This window comes from Shewanella bicestrii, from assembly GCF_002216875.1.
Lineage (GTDB): Bacteria > Pseudomonadota > Gammaproteobacteria > Enterobacterales > Shewanellaceae > Shewanella > Shewanella seohaensis.
The window spans coordinates 3828510-3846090 of the sequence record NZ_CP022358.1; the positions used below are offsets into that span (position 1 = coordinate 3828510).

At 47.9% G+C, this 17581-nt stretch carries 13 protein-coding genes; 8 read left to right on the forward strand and 5 right to left on the reverse strand.

The window, feature by feature from the left end; genetic code table 11:
• Positions 1–81 precede the first annotated feature (81 nt).
• Complete coding sequence (locus CF168_RS16720; RefSeq protein WP_089068401.1) at positions 82–1782, reverse strand: methyl-accepting chemotaxis protein; 1701 nt, start codon at positions 1780–1782, stop codon at positions 82–84.
• Between the two features lie 269 nt (positions 1783–2051).
• On the opposite strand from CF168_RS16720, the gene CF168_RS16725 reads away from it, so the two are divergent.
• From CF168_RS16725 to CF168_RS16740, 4 genes are all read left to right on the forward strand, one after another.
• Positions 2052–3299 carry an aminotransferase class V-fold PLP-dependent enzyme gene (locus tag CF168_RS16725; RefSeq protein WP_089068402.1) on the forward strand — a complete coding sequence of 416 codons (1248 nt, stop codon included), beginning with the start codon at positions 2052–2054 and terminating at the stop codon, positions 3297–3299.
• A 67-nt stretch (positions 3300–3366) separates the two neighbouring features.
• Entirely contained in the window at positions 3367–3810 is a 444-nt protein-coding gene (locus CF168_RS16730) for a SufE family protein (protein WP_089068403.1), read from the forward strand.
• A 110-nt stretch (positions 3811–3920) separates the two neighbouring features.
• Complete coding sequence (locus tag CF168_RS16735; RefSeq protein ID WP_089068404.1) at positions 3921–5084, forward strand: membrane dipeptidase; 1164 nt, start codon at positions 3921–3923, stop codon at positions 5082–5084.
• 59 nt (positions 5085–5143) lie between these two features.
• Positions 5144–6316 carry an AAA family ATPase gene (locus CF168_RS16740; RefSeq protein WP_089068405.1) on the forward strand — a complete coding sequence of 391 codons (1173 nt, stop codon included), beginning with the start codon at positions 5144–5146 and terminating at the stop codon, positions 6314–6316.
• A gap of 24 nt (positions 6317–6340) precedes the next feature.
• Here CF168_RS16740 and CF168_RS16745 read toward each other — a convergent pair whose 3' ends face one another.
• Complete coding sequence (locus CF168_RS16745; RefSeq protein ID WP_089068406.1) at positions 6341–6670, reverse strand: cupin domain-containing protein; 330 nt, start codon at positions 6668–6670, stop codon at positions 6341–6343.
• A gap of 146 nt (positions 6671–6816) precedes the next feature.
• Here CF168_RS16745 and CF168_RS16750 point away from each other — a divergent pair, with 146 nt between their 5' ends.
• Positions 6817–9084 carry a toxin-antitoxin system YwqK family antitoxin gene (locus CF168_RS16750; RefSeq protein ID WP_089068407.1) on the forward strand — a complete coding sequence of 756 codons (2268 nt, stop codon included), beginning with the start codon at positions 6817–6819 and terminating at the stop codon, positions 9082–9084.
• 6 nt (positions 9085–9090) lie between these two features.
• On the opposite strand, the gene CF168_RS16755 is transcribed toward CF168_RS16750, so the two are convergent.
• From CF168_RS16755 to CF168_RS16765, 3 genes are all read right to left on the reverse strand, one after another.
• A complete protein-coding gene (locus CF168_RS16755) occupies positions 9091–9843 on the reverse strand; it encodes a CPBP family intramembrane glutamic endopeptidase (protein WP_089068408.1) in 753 nt (250 codons plus the stop codon).
• 25 nt (positions 9844–9868) lie between these two features.
• Positions 9869–10243 carry a PH domain-containing protein gene (locus tag CF168_RS16760; protein WP_011623880.1) on the reverse strand — a complete coding sequence of 125 codons (375 nt, stop codon included), beginning with the start codon at positions 10241–10243 and terminating at the stop codon, positions 9869–9871.
• A 141-nt stretch (positions 10244–10384) separates the two neighbouring features.
• On the reverse strand, positions 10385–12301 hold the full coding sequence (locus CF168_RS16765) for a peptidase U32 family protein (RefSeq protein ID WP_011625287.1): 1917 nt from the start codon (positions 12299–12301) through the stop codon (positions 10385–10387).
• Between the two features lie 187 nt (positions 12302–12488).
• Between CF168_RS16765 and rluA the strand changes: the two genes are divergently transcribed.
• The 3 genes from rluA to CF168_RS16780 all read left to right on the forward strand — a co-directional run bounded on the left by rluA (position 12489) and on the right by CF168_RS16780 (position 17569).
• Entirely contained in the window at positions 12489–13166 is a 678-nt protein-coding gene (rluA, locus tag CF168_RS16770) for a bifunctional tRNA pseudouridine(32) synthase/23S rRNA pseudouridine(746) synthase RluA (RefSeq protein WP_089068999.1), read from the forward strand.
• Positions 13167–13261: 95 nt separating this feature from the next.
• The gene (gene asnC / locus CF168_RS16775) at positions 13262–13723 is read left to right on the forward strand and encodes a transcriptional regulator AsnC (protein ID WP_011073571.1); all 462 of its coding nucleotides are present in this window, start codon (positions 13262–13264) and stop codon (positions 13721–13723) included.
• 207 nt (positions 13724–13930) lie between these two features.
• Positions 13931–17569, forward strand: a complete 3639-nt coding sequence (locus CF168_RS16780) for a S8 family serine peptidase (protein ID WP_089068409.1) — start codon at positions 13931–13933, stop codon at positions 17567–17569.
• Positions 17570–17581: the final 12 nt, after the last annotated feature.

Sequence of the window (17581 nt, forward strand, 5' to 3'; positions counted from 1 at the left end):
TAAGATGCGTAAAAAAGATGCCCAGCACTGAGTGCAGGGCATCTTTGTTTGAGAACTAACTTATCTACAATCTTGAAGTTATTAGGCTTCACGCACCTTAAATTGCTGCATGGCTTCGCGTAGGGTGTTGGCCTGCTGCGAGAGGGATTCGCTGGCCTTAGCCGTTTCAAATGCGCTATTAAGCACGGATTCTCCCGAGTCACGAATGGTATTTAAACGCTCGCTGATATCTTCGGCGGTCACTGCCTGCTCCTCACTGGCGGTGGCGACTTGAGCATTGGCCTGCGAGAGCTGAGTTAAGGCATCTAAGATCTCAAACAAGTTTTGTTTAATTTGCTTAACTTGGAGCGATGACTCATTGATTTGCTGCTCATTTTTACCAAATGAGTCGACGGCCGACTGGGCATCAAGCACTAAGGTTTGAATAAGCTGACTGATTTCCTGGGTGGCGGTTTGGCTGCGCGTCGCGAGGGCGCGCACCTCGTCGGCAACGACGGCAAAACCCCGTCCCTGATCGCCCGCCCTAGCCGCCTCAATGGAGGCGTTTAACGCCAGTAAATTTGTCTGCCCCGCAATGGCATCCACCACGGAAACAAAGTTTAAAATTTTGCCTGTGCTGGCTTGGAGTTGCTGGATAAGTTGGCTCGATTGCTGGGCACTCTCCACTAGTTGCTGAGTGATCCGCTCGCTGGCCTCCACAACGGCGCAACTGTCCTTGGCTCGACCTTCCGCTTGGCCAGCCGAAAAGGATGCCGTTTCGGCGCTGCTTGCAACCTCGGTAATAGTCGCCGCCATTTGTGTCATCGAGGCGGCGACTTGGTCAGTATCTTCCTGTTGGCTGAGTATTGCCCTGCGATTATTTTCTGCCACAGCATTGAGCTCTGTCACCATAGAGGCGATTTCTTCGCTGCGCCCAATCACATGCCCCACGGTTTGGCTTAGGGTCAAGGCCATTTGATTCATGCTCAAGGTTAACTCGCCAAGTTCATCCTTAGATTCTGCTTGAAGCACTCGGCTAAAGTTGCCCGACTCCATCATGGCGGCGGCATTACGCAAGCGTGTAATAGACCGCACTATGTACTGACTAAATAACATGCCTATACCTAATCCCAAGATGAGGGCGACCGACGAAATCACCATCAGGCCGTAAATCGCGCTTTTCTCCTCATCCTCGGTGATGGATACTGCGGTTTGGGTCATTTGCTCTAAACGCTGCGCAAATTGGCTGAGCTGGGTGTTGAATTGGGATTGAGTGCGCTCAAGGTCGCTCACCTGCTGCACCAACGCCGTGGCCTGAGTATGTTGCTGTATCGCATTCACCACTGTCGCTAGCTGGGCATCATAGTCGCGATAAACGCGAATAATGTCGGTGACTTCTTGGATCAATTGTTGGGTTTTATCACGTAGTTCAGGCGGTTGAGGGAGGGTTAACGCCTCATTTAGCATGGTCTGTGTGGAGAGTAACTCGCCGTTAATTCGCTCTTTATGTTGAATCACTTCACCAATAAAGCCTTCAATTAATCGCTCCTGGGCTGAGACTGGGATCTCTGAAGCGCGAAAAGCCTTTTCAAGGCTAATCGAACTCTCGAGCTGCAAAATAGTGACCTCACTCGATAACTTCACTAGGGGGAGGTTTTCAGCGGTAATAGTGTGGATTTCATCCGTTACCCGCTTCATCTTTAGTAGGCTAAAAGCCGCTAATAACAGCATGAGTAGCAGCATGATGCCGATAAGGCTGCCCATCTTATATTTGATCCGTAAATCTTTTAAAAAACCAAGCATAAGCTTTAAACTCCAACTACCAAGGATCCCTTTGTCTGTATTTAGCATAGTTGGAGTTTTACGCTTTGCCGCTTAGGCTAAGCGCTTATAAACGAAAAATAAAACCTTTAGCATCCCCGATTCACCTAATCCAAGTAGGCAACTGAGGGTCAATCCCTTACCGGCCCTAGCGTCCCCTTGCAAACCACACGCCCGCAACCGATGAAAACTTGCATTCAAGTGAGAGATAACCGAAGATCCAAAAGCCTTTTTATTGCGTTAAGCCCCAGATGACACACTCAGCCTCGACCGACACAACATTGCCCGATAGCCATAGCCAAATCCGCTCGCAATTTCCAACCCTCTCGCAAATGTTGGGCGACTATCCCCTGTGTTATCTCGATACCGCGGCCACCAGCCAAAAGCCGCAATCCGTGTTAGATGCCATGGCGCAGTATTACCTGAACGACAATGCCAATGTGCACCGTGCGGCGCACCAGTTATCGGCGCGCGCGACCTCTAGCTACGAGAAAGTCCGCGATGAGTTAAAAGGGTTTATTAATGCTAAGCGCCGCGAAGAAATCATCTTCACCCACGGCACCACAGAGTCGATCAATCTAGTTGCCTATGGCTTAACGCCACAGATAGCTGCGGGCGATCTGATTTTGATCGATACCGCCGCCCACCACGCCAACATAGTGCCGTGGCAAGAATTGGCAAAACGCACGGGCGCCATCATTAAACCTATCTCTCTCGATCGGGATGGCAGGCTCGATCGCCATGCCTATCAAGCGCTGCTCGCCCTCAAGCCCAAAGTAGTCACCCTTTGCCATGTGTCGAACGCCTTAGGCACAGTGAATCCTGTTGTCGAGTTAGTGCAACAAGCCAAGGCGCAGGGGGCGATCACTTTAGTCGATGGGGCGCAGGCGGTTGCACACTTAAGCTTAGATATGGCCGCTATCGATTGTGATTTTTACGTCTTTTCAGGCCATAAGATGTATGGCCCGACTGGCATTGGTGTGCTTTATGGCCGCTTCGATAAGTTAGATACGCTCACGCCACTGTTAACGGGCGGCGAGATGATTAAACGAGTGAGTTTCGATGGCACCGAATTTGGCAGCCTACCCAATCGCTTAGAGGCTGGCACCCCACCCATCAGTGAAGTCATCGGCCTAGGCGCCGCTATCCGCTTTTTGCAACAATACCTCACGCCAGAGGTTCAGGCCCATGAGGCTGAGCTGCTGCAATATTTACAGCAGCAGCTGCGCGCCCTCGGAGATGTGCATCTCTATGCTGCCCATAGTGATAATCTCGGTGCGGTTGCCTTTAATCTGGGCGATGAACATCATCAAGATGTCGGGATTTTATTAGATCAACAAGGCGTTGCCGTGCGCTGCGGCCATCACTGCGCCATGCCCTTGATGCAAAGCCTTAACTTAAAGGGCTGCTGCCGAGCATCGATTGGCATCTACACCAATAAAGCCGATATCGACCGCTTTATTGCCGCCTTAGCCTCAGTCAAAGAGTTGCTGCTCTAATCTGCTCGCTAAGGGCTAACATCATTGCGCCATCAGGCAACACGCTTAAGAAGAGGACATTTTCGCCATGACATTGCCAATCATGCCCGCTGCCACCGAGTTTGATTACTCCGTTGAGGAGGCATCAAGCCTGTTAGCCCGTTTTGAGCAAGCACCAAACTGGCAGGAAAGATATCGCCAAATCATGTTATTAGGTAAAACCTTACCGAGTTTAGCGGATGAGTTTCGCCTTGAGTCCGCCCAAGTCAAAGGCTGCGAGAGCGATGCCTGGCTGTACCATCTAGAGCGAGACGCTAAGCATTATTTTCTGGCCGATAGTGATGCGCGCATTGTGAAGGGGTTGATCGGTTTACTATTGAGTGCCTGTCACGGCAAACAGAGCGACGAGATACTCGCCTTCGACCCTTCCGCCTATTTCAAACAATTAGGGCTAGAGGGTCAATTAAGCCCCTCGCGCACCAATGGCTTACATGCCTTGGCTAAGGCAATGATTGATGCGGTAAAACCCTAAATCAATCTGCGGGTTAAATCGGTAAAAGAGGGATTTAATCAAAGACTTCTACGCCTTAACAGGGTATAAAGAAGTAAAAATTAGCTTCATCTGAAGGAGAGCGCACGCCCATGAAGGCTGTTAATCAAGATCGTCGAACGCTGTTAAAAGGGATTGGCGCCGCCACGCTACTTTGCCCCTTTGCCAGTTTCTCCAGCCTTGCTGCGCCGCGCTCTCGGCGCTTATATATCGATGGTTTATCCTTTCTGCCCGATGACTTAGCCGATGTTCCGGCATCGGGACTCGATGCCTTTCTGTGTGATATCTCAGCCATCGAAACCATTGAACAAGCCGATGGCACCTTAAACTACAAACGCACTTACAAGGCCTGTATTGAAAGCATCCAACAAGCCGCGAAACGTGTCAGCGAACACCCAGACATCCTCCTGCAAGGCTTAACTGGACGCGATATCCAATTGGCGCGTGAGAGCAATCGCACTGCGGTTTTCTTCCAAATCCAAGGCGCAGATTGCGTTGAAGAAGATAGCGAGGCCAACCAATGGGCCCGCGTCGATGAGTTTCATCGCCAAGGTCTGCGAGCACTGCAACTTACCCACCATTACGGCAATACCTTTGCGGGCGGCGCCCTCGATAACGATGCCGATGGCGGGCTCAATAAACCTCTTACCGCCCATGGCCGTGCACTGATTGAAAAACTCAATCATGCCAATATCTTAGTCGATGTCAGCCACTCGAGTGCCCAAACCACGTTAGATGTAGCTAAACTCAGCCGCGCGCCCATAGTCCAAAGCCATGGCGCGGCGCGGGGCATTGTCAAACATGCCCGTTGTAGCCCCGATGAAGTGATCCGCGCCATTGCTGACTCAGGCGGCGTATTCGGGGTCTTTATGATGAGCTTTTGGCTCACCAATAATGCCGTTCCAACTGTCGATGACTATATCCGCCAGTTAGAATATGTCGCCCGAGTCGGCGGGGTCGATTGTGTTGCCATCGCCAATGATTATCCGCTCAGAGGCCAAGAAAATCTGCTAGCCCTGAATAACGACAATGCCCAGGGCGTGAAGGAATATCAGGAATGGTGGTACAGCCTAAGGGCTAAAAAAGTGTTAGGTTTTGATGCAGAGCCAAGGCATGTGGTCATTCCCGAACTAAACCATATCGAGCGTATGAGCCGTATCGACGATGCCTTAGCTAAGGCCCGTTTTAAGTCGACCGATCGCGACCGCTTTATGGGCGGCAACTGGCAAAGAGTGCTCAATCAGGTACTCATCTAAGCCCGCGCTAACTCAGTCAGGGTTAAATTGCGAAAAATTACTCGAGAAAACGGACCGTCATGCTGACCACCCTAGCGATCTCTAACTATCGTACCTTGCGGGAGATAGTCTTACCCCTTGGGCGCTTAAACTTAGTGACCGGCGCTAACGGGAGTGGCAAATCCAATTTATACAAAGCCTTACGGCTACTCGCTCAAACAGCGCAGGGTGGCGTTGTTAATGCTTTGGCGCAGGAAGGCGGCTTAGACTCCTGTTTTTGGGCAGGACCAGAAAATCTCACCAAGGGTATGTTAGCGGGCGATACGCCAATTGAAGCTACAGTCAGACAAGCGCCAAAACGCCTAAAATTGGGATTTGCGGGCGAAGATTTTAGTTATCTGATTGAGCTTGGCCTCCCCAAACCCGACTCCACCACCCTGTTTGGGTTAGATCCGCAAATTAAACGTGAGGCGATTTGGAATGGCCCCAAATATCGCTCCGCCAGCGTGTTGGTGGAGCGGCGCGGTCCTATGGTGAAGAGTCGCAGCCCTGAGGGACAAGGTTGGCTCACCTTGAGCGCCCATCTGCAAAGCGGTGACAGTATTTTTACCGAACTTGCCGATCCTGAACGTAGCCCGGAAGTATTAACGCTCAGGGACAGCATTCGCGCCTGGCGGTTTTACGATCATTTTCGAACCGATGCCGAAGCCCCGGCGCGTCGTCCACAGCTCGGGACCTCCACGCCCGTATTGCACCATGACGGTCGAGATCTCCCCTCTGCCATACAAACCATTTTTGAGATTGGCGATAAAGCCGCATTCGATCATGCTGTGACCGATGCTTTTCCGGGGGCTAAGGTGCGTATCACGCCCCAAGCGGGTGGGATACTCCAACTCGAATTTCACCAGCAGGGCTTATTAAGGCCACTGCATGCCAGTGAACTCTCCGACGGCACCCTGAGGTATTTATTGCTTATCGCCGCATTACTCACCCCAAGGCCACCCGAGCTAATGGTATTAAACGAGCCCGAAACCAGCCTGCACCCCGATTTATTGCCCGCTTTGGCTCGGCTTATCGCCAAGGCTTCCGAGGTTTGTCAACTTTGGGTCGTGTCCCACGCTAACCGCTTGATTAATGCCTTGAGCCAGTTTGAGCACTGCAATACTTTGGCACTGGATAAAAATCTAGGGCAAACCCAAATCGTGGGGCAGGATTTACTCAATACGCCGAGCTGGCAATGGCAACTCAAATAGCTGCTAAGATATAGCGTCTTTGCATCATACCGTTTCAGCATCGTAAAATACTGCCAGCCATAGGGTTTCGCCCTCTGAACTGGTCGAAGCGACTCTGTGCTTTTGATGCGGCGCTAGGGTGAGATAATCCCCAGGTTTAAGAGTAACTAACTGAGCATCTTCGAATTCGAGCTGCGCCTCCCCTTTGAGCAACATCACCCACTCATATTGAGATTGATCGTACCACTCCTCCACTGGCGTCGAATGGCCTTGCGAGATAATGCGCTCTATCTTCACCTTGCCATTGCTAGCAAGGGTTTCGAACACTTCTTGTGATAAATCATCGGGGAGTGACTGATAAAAATTTTGTAGCATCTTGAATCCTTATCATGGCTCGAGAGCAAGATAATCTATTGAGAAACCAAAGTATAAACCGTTATCATAGGCGCTCTTAGGGCTAAGAGCCTTATGAGATGACAAGATAAGACAGTTGTATCATATGGATATGGAGAAGTTGACCTATGTCGTTGTTTCGCGCGTTTAAAGCTAAATTATTTAATACCAAAGAAAAAAGCTGCGCCCATCAAGACATACCTCTTAAAACCTCTCCCAATCCCACTCCACTCCCATCCAGTACCTTCAAACCCTATTTTAGTCTTGCCATTCAAGCGACTCCGGCGCAAGCCACTCATTCAGAAACCCACGAAGAATTTACCCGCCACGACTTCGACAGCCCGCAAACGATTGAACTGCTCGGTTGGGAGCGAGAGCATGAATCCTGCACCTTTCACGAGACCCAATTTGACCGCATCGAGATACACGGCCCTGTGCAAGATTTTTATCTCGGTCAGGATAAGACCTGTAGCCTAGCGCTGGATTCTGATGCAGCGACAACTCAAGCCCGTTGGCAAGTGGCATTGGTAAACCCGCAGGAATTAGTGATCTGCCGTTTTTATATCGATGCTAGGTACAGAGTACAAGGCGATATGCAGGACTTCGGCAGTCTCACTGGCAAACTGCAACGGACATTTCATCAGATTGAGACTGAGCAAGGTCAGAATCTACTCAGAATTGTCACCCAATCCCCCAACCTCACTCAGGCCGTCGATTGCAATTACTTTGGTGAGCGCAACGGCATCACTCGCCAATTCAATGCCTTAGGTGTATTGCAGTTCGAAGGGCATTTTATTGAGGAGCAACAGCTCGGGCGCCAGACTTGGTATGACAATGAGGGCAAAATCAATCAAGTCGAGGAGCGCCACGCCGAGGGAATGTTACTGACCCGCTACTATAGCAATGGTCAGATAAAAGAAACCGCCGAAAAGGATAGCGAAGATAATTATATCAATCAGTTAACTCGCTATTATGAATCAGGCGCCCTGTGGCTAATACGCCCCATGCAGGCGGGAAAAATCCATGGCACAGAGCATATCTACTATGAAGATGGCAAGCTACAGGCCGAATTAAGCTATGACATGGGGGAATTGGTTAACGAGCTTTGGTACCATACCAACGGCAATCTTAAGCAAGAAGTCCATCTCGATGCAGCGGGCAAAAGCCTCGAAACCTATTACGAAGATGGCCAACTCGCCTGGCGAGAACGCCTCAATCCACAAGGGTTAAATTGCGGTCTACGCCAGGAATGGCACCCCAATGGCGTGCTGGCAAATCAACTCAATTTTGTTGATGGTGTTGCCCATGGCAACAGCGAGAAATGGTATCCGAACGGACAGCTTGAACAATGCATCCCCTTTGAGAATGGCCATGAGCAGGGGCTTGCCACTTGGTACCATGAAAATGGTCAACTCTCCCTTGAGATTTACCTTGAAAAGGGTCTAAGAGAAGGCCTTTTCCGCAGCTATTATGCAAGCGGCGTATTGTCAGCCGAGGGCCAATATCAGCGTAACCTCTCCGTCGCGCCCTTTATCGAATACTATGAAAACCAGCAAATTCAAATGTATCTGCCCCACACTCAAGGCAATCGCGATGGCACGGCCCGCTGGTTTTATGAAGACGGTACTATCAAGACGATTGCTGAATATTTTGTCCGCGACGGCCAAGGTTACCTTAAGGAAAGCTCCTCCTATAACCAGCAAGGTGTTCTCGAATCCTTTGAGAGCCACTCCAATACCCGTTGTGGCTATCTTCTTGAGGATAATCAACGGGAATATTATCAAACGGGCCACCCTGACACTCGCATCGAATACTATGAAGATGGGGCTATCCGTTGGCTGCTCACTCGCCTAGACGAGAACCTATTCAGCTCAAAAGCCTTTTCAAAACAAGGCGAATTGCTCGAGTCTGGCTTTGTAAAAGTGATAGATAACGATTATCAGGATGTCGGCCACTGGCAACGTTTTACACCGCAAGGCCAACTGCAGCGCGAAGCCTGGCTCAGTGACGATGGCAAGCTCAATGAAACCCGTCACTATTTTGATGCCGCCGAGCAGCAACAAACGATGGCAGCGGAAACCAAGGTCGATGACAATAACATTGTCGAAGCAATGGCTAAGTCTAACGATACTCAGGAGCCACAAACGTCGGCGCCAATCCTTAGTTACCATTTGAAATTTGACCCAGATAGCCAACTTTATGCCATGAAACGCTATCATCCGAATCGTCAAATCGCCGAAGAAGGCAACTTACATTTTCGGGGACAAGAGCACTTTTGGGTGGGGATCCACAATCAGTACGATAAACAAGGCCGACTCGAATTATCCGAAACCTATACGATGAATGGTGAACCGATAGAACACACAACAGAGTCAAATACCATTCGTTTAAATTAACTAGTTTTACAGAAAACTAAGGATGACTAAATGTGCAATCATATGGGCACCAATTGCGCACTCTAAACCTCGCTTCCAATACAGGTAGCCAGCGATCAAGCCAAAGCCAGCATTACCAAAAATAATATACAAAACTAAGGCTAAATTAACCTCAGAACTAAGCGCAAAGGCAACGGGTAAGTGACCAACTCCGAACAGAAAAGCAGATAACACTATTGCGAATAGATAATTATGAGATTGAATAACAGAGTCTTTTGCTTGGGTTAATCGATAGCAACACCAAGTGATGAACGACATTAATCCCCATCGAATTAATATCTCTTCAGTTATTCCACCATAGATAACTTTCGAATACCAAGGAGGGGTAAGTTTCTCTGCTGCACGAATAAAATCTTCAGGTAGATAGCCAACCAAAACAGCCATAAACCCCAAAACAAACAGTCCCCCTAATACTCCGCCGATCACGGCTGGAATCACCTGCGATTTCAGAATACTGTAGGGATCCTTTCCCTCTGCATAAGCAGCAATAACGGGTGCATACAAGCCAACTTTGGATGAGAAAACAGAACCGATTAACATCATCAGTACTAACATCAACGATGACTGCATTACCGTTAGTAAAACCAATAGAAAAACGGGAATTGCTAACTGAGTAGAATGTGTTTCGAGTAGTTTCGAAACAAAAGGGATAATTGAAATTATCCCTAAAAAACCAAAGCTAAATAATAGCTTATTAAAACGCCATGTTTTTACATCCATGTATCTTATTCAAACCTCTTAGAAGTTAGAGCGCGAACGTCGCTATGGTCTTTTGGATCCCCACCACATCGGTACCGCGTTTAAGCTCTTTGACCAGAGGATCACTTTGGCCAGAGATCCAGATCCTAAGCTCGGCATCCATATCGAAATGGCCTGTGGTTTCCACTTCGAAATGAGTGATGGATTTATAGGGCACTGAGTGATAGCTGGTTTTCTTGCCCGTTAGTCCCTGCTTATCGATTAAAATCAATCGCTTGTTGGTAAATACAAACAGATCGCGGATCACTTTATAGGCCAGTTTTAATTCTTCCTGAATCCCCATAATTGGGCGCAACTCTTCGGCCAGTTCCTGTAAATCGACCTCAGACGCATTCCCCAGTAACCCATCTAACAATCCCATGCTGACATCCTTTATTATTGAAATTTTTCAATAAAATATCCTGTAGTTAACCAAGTGGCAACATAGAGAGCGGCAACGGCCCTAAAAACAAAAAGGGAACATTGAATACTCAATGCTCCCTTGATAACCATTCAAGCTGAATTAAACAGCTTTTTGACCGCGAACCTGACGGTTTTCACCGACGACCATCATCTCGCATTTGGGGCAATCGAAAACTAACTTAAGCACATCGTTACCTATCTCAAGCACCATAGGATCGGCCTTAATGCCCGGCACTTCCTTAGGACAGAGATTGAAGTTAAATCGCAGGCAATGCTTAGTGATCATTAACGGCACGTCTTCAGTCACGCCGTTTTTCTCGTAGGTGTCCTGAATTTCAATCACGCCATGGCGCTGATAAAAATCCTTCGCCTTTTCGTTTGCCACGTTACCCAAGTAACTTAAGTGTTTGAATGGATATACGGCATCTTGGTTATATTTCCAAGGTTTTGGACGCTGGTACCCTTCAACACGGGCAAGCTCTAATGCTGCTACCGCATCCCGGCGCAGGCCGTTGAGCACAGATGCAGGCAGGAACCAAGGCTCGGCGGTTTCGATACTGATCTGGCGCGCTGTAAAATCGGTACTTCCCAGTTTCGACAATTGAGTACGGATAGTCTGCAAGGTTTTTTCAGCGTCGGTGGCGGGCGTCTTTTCGACTGCAAGCTCAACCGTTGCACTTAGGCCGTAAATATCCGTTAAGGTCAGCGCCACGCCCGTAGCAGTATCGGTTAAACGCATGTCGACGCCGATAATACGCTTGGCTGACTCCTTAGAAAGTAAAGTCTCGAAGGCTTGGTTATGGTTACGGTATAAGGTCATACCGACACGCAGATCGCGCGGCACCTGCAATACATGCAGCTTATGACCTTCGGCACGGTTAACACGCAGTCCCTGCAATTTGTCATCGGACTGTTTGGCCATCGCATAGTTTGGCGGGAAATAGGCTAAACCATCACCGTTATTAAACTCGTGGGTTGAACTGACTTGAATAAAGTCTTTGCCGATGGCGACCACTTTACCCACATCTTGCCCGATATATTTTGGCGAGCGGAAGTCTTTAATCCCTTGGCTACGCTCATTCACAAAGTAATCTGTGCTGCCACGGTTAAAGGTTTTTTCAGGATCCGGAGTAAAAGTATGTTCAGTACGGCCATGGGATGACGCCACAAACTCAGGGCGACGCGCCATAATGGCATCGAGCTTTTGACGATAATGGGCGGTCACGTTTTTAACGTAACTTAAGTCCTTTAAACGCCCCTCAATTTTGAAGGAGCGCACACCGGCATCAATCAAGGCTTCGAGGTTATCGGTTTGGTTATTGTCTTTTAATGAAAGTAAGTGCTCATTTTGCGCCAACACATCCCCTTGGCGAGTCTTAAGATTGCCCGGCAGACGACACATTTGCGAACATTCGCCGCGGTTTGCACTGCGGTTACTGAAGGCATGACTTAAGTTACATAAGCCGCTGTAGGCCACACACAGGGCGCCGTGGATAAAGAACTCAATCTGCATATTGGTGTGAGCCGCAACCTCACGGATTTGGCTTAAGCCTAACTCACGCGCCAATACCACTTGTGAAAAACCCACTTGCTCTAAGAAGGCGACTTTCTCGGGATTACGGTTATCCATCTGCGTACTAGCATGCAGCGCAATCGGCGGCAGGTTAAGTTGCAATACGCCCATGTCCTGCACAATCAGCGCATCGGCGCCCGCGTTATACACATCCCAAATCAGCTTTTCAGCGGTCTCGAGCTCATCGTCCATCAGAATAGTGTTAATGGCCACAAACACTTGCGCATGATACTTATGAGCAAAAGTACACAGACGGGCGATATCTTCCACACTGTTACCCGCGGTCGCACGCGCGCCGAATGCGGGACCACCGATATAAACCGCGTCGGCACCATGGCGAATGGCTTCAATGCCATAATCGGCATTTTTTGCAGGCGCCAATAACTCTAAGCGGTTATTAACGTGAGAAAGTGTCTCAGGTGTGTAAATCTCTGGCTGGCTCATACTTCACTGGCTCAAAATGAACAATCACGAAAAAGGTGACGAGTATAACAAAAACTCAAATCCAGCTCTATCTGCAAATCATTTTTCGCTGGATTAAAGCGAGGCGAGATAAGGAGCTGAGACAACAAACTTGCACCCCAGAGCCGAGCAGAGTATCTTTGCCGCGCATTGTTTAATAGGCGCGATTATGACTGATTTTATTTACCAACCACCGACAACTCCCTGGCTCGATGTGCTTTACCAAGATAAAGACATTATCGTGGTCAACAAGCCTTCGGGATTATTGTCCGTGCCAGGTCGCGATCCCGCCCATTACGACAGTGTTTACGCCCGGGTAAAAGCCGAGCATCCCCATTGCCAAATCGTCCATCGCCTCGACATGGCGACCTCAGGTGTCATGGTGGTTGCGCTCATTCGTAGCGCCGAGCGCGAGCTAAAACGCCAATTTCACGATAGAGAAACCAGCAAAACCTATCTCGCCAGAGTCGCGGGATATGTTAAAAATGCGACGGGTAGCGTGGATTATCCGCTAATCTGTGACTGGCCCAATCGCCCAAAACAGAAGGTTGACCACGAAATAGGTAAACCCTCATTAACTCACTTTGAGGTGTTAAGCCGCGCCAAACGCTCGACTCTCGTTAAGCTAAAGCCGATTACTGGACGCTCACACCAACTCAGGGTGCATATGATGGCACTTGGGCATCCTATTCTCGGCGACGGCTTTTATGCCGATCCGCTGGCAAAATCCTTAGCACCGCGATTATTACTCCACGCCGCAGAACTGACCATTCAACACCCTTATACGGGTGAGAGCATGACGTTCAGTGCCGATGCCCCCTTTTGTGAGCCAGAAGGTGAGCAATGATCACTAAAAACAATAAAAACACCTAAAAGCAGTAGCCATTCACCATAAAAGAACGTAACTTTATGACAATTCATTATGTTATAGAGAGTTTATTTATGGAAACCGCATTTCAGCGCGATCAGCTTGATAACCATATCCTCGAAGCCTTAATGCAAGACGCACGCACCCCGTTTGCCGAGCTTGCCAAACGTTTCGGCGTGAGTGCGGGTACTATCCATGTGCGTGTCGAGAAAATGAAACAAGCGGGGATTATCACCGGTGCCCAGATCACCATCAATCCCAAGGCCCTTGGGTACGATGTCTGCTGTTTTATTGGAATTAATCTCAAAAGTGCCGGCGACTACCCCGCCGCCATCGCCAAGCTAAATGCCCTAGAAGAAGTGGTAGAAGCCTACTACACCACAGGCAACTACAGCATTTTTGTCAAAGTCATGTGCCAATCCATCGATGGCCTGCAACACGTACTGATTAACCGCATCCAATCAATCGACGAAATTCAATCGACTGAAACCCTTATTAGCCTGCAAAACCCTATCACAAGAGCGGTGAAGCCTTAGTTACGGCTCTCACAAAAAAGCCTTCAAACAGAATGCTATATCGCAAAATGATGACTTAAGTCTTTTTTCCACCAAAAGTGTTAACCGTACGATACTTTTGTGTTACAACTTCATTGCTAGCCATTAAATGCGCAGCATAACAATAACAATTTAGCTACGCGGTACTGTTGTCAGTACCAAAAGCATTAATTGACAAGGAATGAAGTTGTGAAGACAAAATTATCTATCGCTATCTCGGCGGCACTATTATCAAGTGCAGCAGTTGCAGGTACACCAGCTCAATACAATACAACCAATCAAACAACGGACAAGTATGCCGGCTTAAGCGTTACTAAGAATGAGAGTAACGAACAAAAACAAGCAGTAGCTTGGATGGTAAAACTAAAGGCGCCTTCTCTTTCACAACAGAGCCAATTGAAGGGATTCAACAAGCAATCGGTTATGAGCCAAATTGAGAGCTCACAAACCAAAGTTAAAAATGCAATTAACAGCATGGATGCTGATTTAAAAATCGTTGCAACAACTTCAAAGCTGGTTAATTCAATCATTGTTGAAGGCAATCATAAGCAACTCGCTTCATTACTAAACAATTCTGAAGTAGCAGCCATTCTGCCAATTTATGACTACAAGCTTGATGTCGCTGCAAGTGCTGAATACATCAAAGCAAAAGCCGTTATTGATGCAGGTATCGCATCAGGTAAGGGTCAACGCGTAGCCGTACTCGACACTGGTGTGGACTACACTCATAAGGCTTTAGGTGGCTCAGGGTTAGTTGCTGACTACCAAGCGGCCGTTGCCGCTAAAAGCGAGATGCCAAACTGGCCACAAGGTAAAGTTATCGGTGGTTGGGACTTTGTTAACAATGACCCGAACCCAATTGATGTCACAACCAACCATGGTACCCATGTAAGCCATTCAGTTGTTGGAACCGCTCCGGATGTAGAGCTACTAGTATATTCAGTATGTAACTCAGGTTGTTCTGGTATCGCACAATTAAATGCTCTCGAAGCCGCGATGGATCCTAACGGCGATGGTGACATTAGCGATCGCGTCGATACGGTAAACATGTCATTAGGTGGTGATTTTGGTGACGTCGAAGACGGCGCAGTTCAAGTCATGATCAATGAGATGGTAAAACTAGGTGTAAACCTAGTGATCTCTGCGGGTAACGATGGTCCGACTCCTTTTGTTGTTGGTGGCCCAAGTACTACTAACAGTGCACTTTCTGTTGGCGCTATGACTCACCCAACAACCAAAGTAGGCAAAGTTGAAGCTTCAATTGCCGGTAATTCAGTCACTGCCGTTGCCGCAGGCTTCAATAAATCCAATGCCTATAGCTTCACAAATGCTGTGGCCCCAATTGTTTATCCTGCCGCCAATAAAAATGGTTGCGCAGCTTACACTGAAGATTTAACGGGTAAAACTGTTTTAATTGACCGTGGTACCTGTGGTTTCGTTGTTAAAGTACTGAATGCTCAATTGAAAGGCGCATCATTTGTGATTGTCGCCAACAACGCAGCCAATGCTGGTGCAATTGTGATGGGTGGTACCGACGACAATATTACCATTCCTTCGGTAATGGTTTCGAAAGAAGATGGTGACGCCATTAAAGCGGCATTAGCTGCTGGCGATGTTCCATTTAGCATTTCATCGACAGAAGTAACTACTGCTGGCGCGATTGCGACCTTTACTTCAAGGGGTCCATCTATTGGCGGAACCCTGAAGCCTGAAATTACCGCTCCTGGAACAGATATTCTTACCGCACATCCAGGCTTAGGAGATGGCTTAACGCCAATCAGTGGTACATCATTCTCTAGCCCAATTACTGCAGGTGCTGTCAGTATCATTCGTGAAGCATTACCGCATCGCAATGCGTTTGAGGTTAAAGCCACGATCATGAACGCAGCCAATCTGGATGTAACCTTAGAGCCAAAAGAAATCAACCCAGATACAGAGCTTGCGCCTATAAGCTATATCGGTTCTGGTTTAGTGGATGTAGAAAAAGCTGTAAATCTCCCAGTGGCAGCTTGGAATAAAGACACTAAACAAGCGGCATTGGCATTTGGTTTATTAGCCCTTAATAAAACGACGTCAATCACAAAAACCGTCACAGTTAAAAACTTCTCTACTGCTGAAAAAACCTATACGTTAAAAGTCGATCAACGCTTCCAAAACGATATCGACTCTGGCGCCTTAAGCTTTGCGTTACCTGCTAGCATCACAATCCCGGCCGGACAAACCGTTGATTTTGATGTTACAGCGACAATTGATCCAACCAAGTTACCAGAATGGACTTTAACTTCATCCTATGAGCTTGACGGCACGGCTGCTGATGCTTCTGCCGCACTGACACTATCCGAATACGATGGTGCTATCCAGTTTATGGATGGTGAAGAAAAAGCGTTGCACTTGGTATACCACGTGTTACCTAAAGCGGCTGCAGCGATTTCGGTTGCTACAGAAGCGACGGAAGATGGTTTAGTACGCACACTGACAAACGTTGGTGCAACTTCAATTACCGATCCATTCACGGCCCCATTAATTGCCACAAGTCCAGTCGATGAATCTAAGCGCCACGACTTGTTAAATGCCTCGAGTGAACTGTTACTCAGCAGCTCATGTGATGCGGGCATCGCAATTTACAACACCTTCCAAATGCGCGATCCAATCGTCCATGCCTTAGTGGCAAGTTATGACGTCGATTATGATCTTAATAACGATGGTGTTTGGGACTACACAGCTGCGACTGCAAACCTCAATTGGTTTAATGACAACTACCCAAGATCTATCTATGGTTTAGTTTCTAAATACGGTACTTCATCAGGTACCTTAGAACCTGTTTTCCATGTCACGGGTAATGACTTCCTGACCAGTAAAGTATGTCTTGAAGATATTGGTTTGGCTGAAGCTGACTTAGGTAAAACCATTAAAGTTCGCTACCGTGTTGAAGACAGTGATTGGGCTCCAACACCTTCAGGTGATGAAGACAGTGTTGTTGCATCGCTTGTCCTAGATGGCTCAGGTACATCAGCGATGTTAGTCGATGCTGATGGCAAAGAAGTCACTGAACTTAAACCAGGTGAAAGTGCAATTTTAGAAGCGCAAGTTGGTGATAACGCTAAAGGCTTTATGTTCCTATCTGACTCAGGCTCTATGTCTGTTGTGGCTAATACCACAGATGAAGGTAACTCAGCTCCAACCGTAGCAAACGTCACCCTATCCGTGAATAAAGGCACTGCCGGCGGCACTGTACTAGGACAGATTGAAGCCACAGATCCAGATATGTTGACTAGTCCGTTCTCTGAGTTTGTAACAACTAACTCTAACAGCAGTATGGTACTCGTTGAGAAAGATGGAACTGTTCGCTTAAGTGACGATGCAGTGATTAATCAAGACAGCAAGACAATGGAAGTTGAAGTAGTAGCCCTAGATACTATGGGTAACACTTCAGCACCAGCCAAAGTCACTGTATTGATTAATAACACTAAACCAACAGTTTCCCCAACGAGTGCAAATGCGACAGAGAACTCATACGTTGCATTACTCGCAAATGGTAAAGATGCTGATGGTGATACTTTAACTTACACTTGGAAGCAAACATCTGGTCCTACAATTAGTTTTGTTAACGGCTCAGATAAACTAGGATTTACAGCCCCTTCTGGTGACAACGTTTATACCTTTACCGTTGTTGCATCTGATGGGGTAGATGATAGTAATACTGGTACATCAACAGTGACAGTGAAAACAACCAAAGCAAACAACGCCGGTGGTACCTCTGGTGGTGCTCTGGGTTGGTTAACTGCCTTGTTATTACCTCTGGCGGCAATGCGTCGTCGTATGAAGTAAGCAGTTCATCTG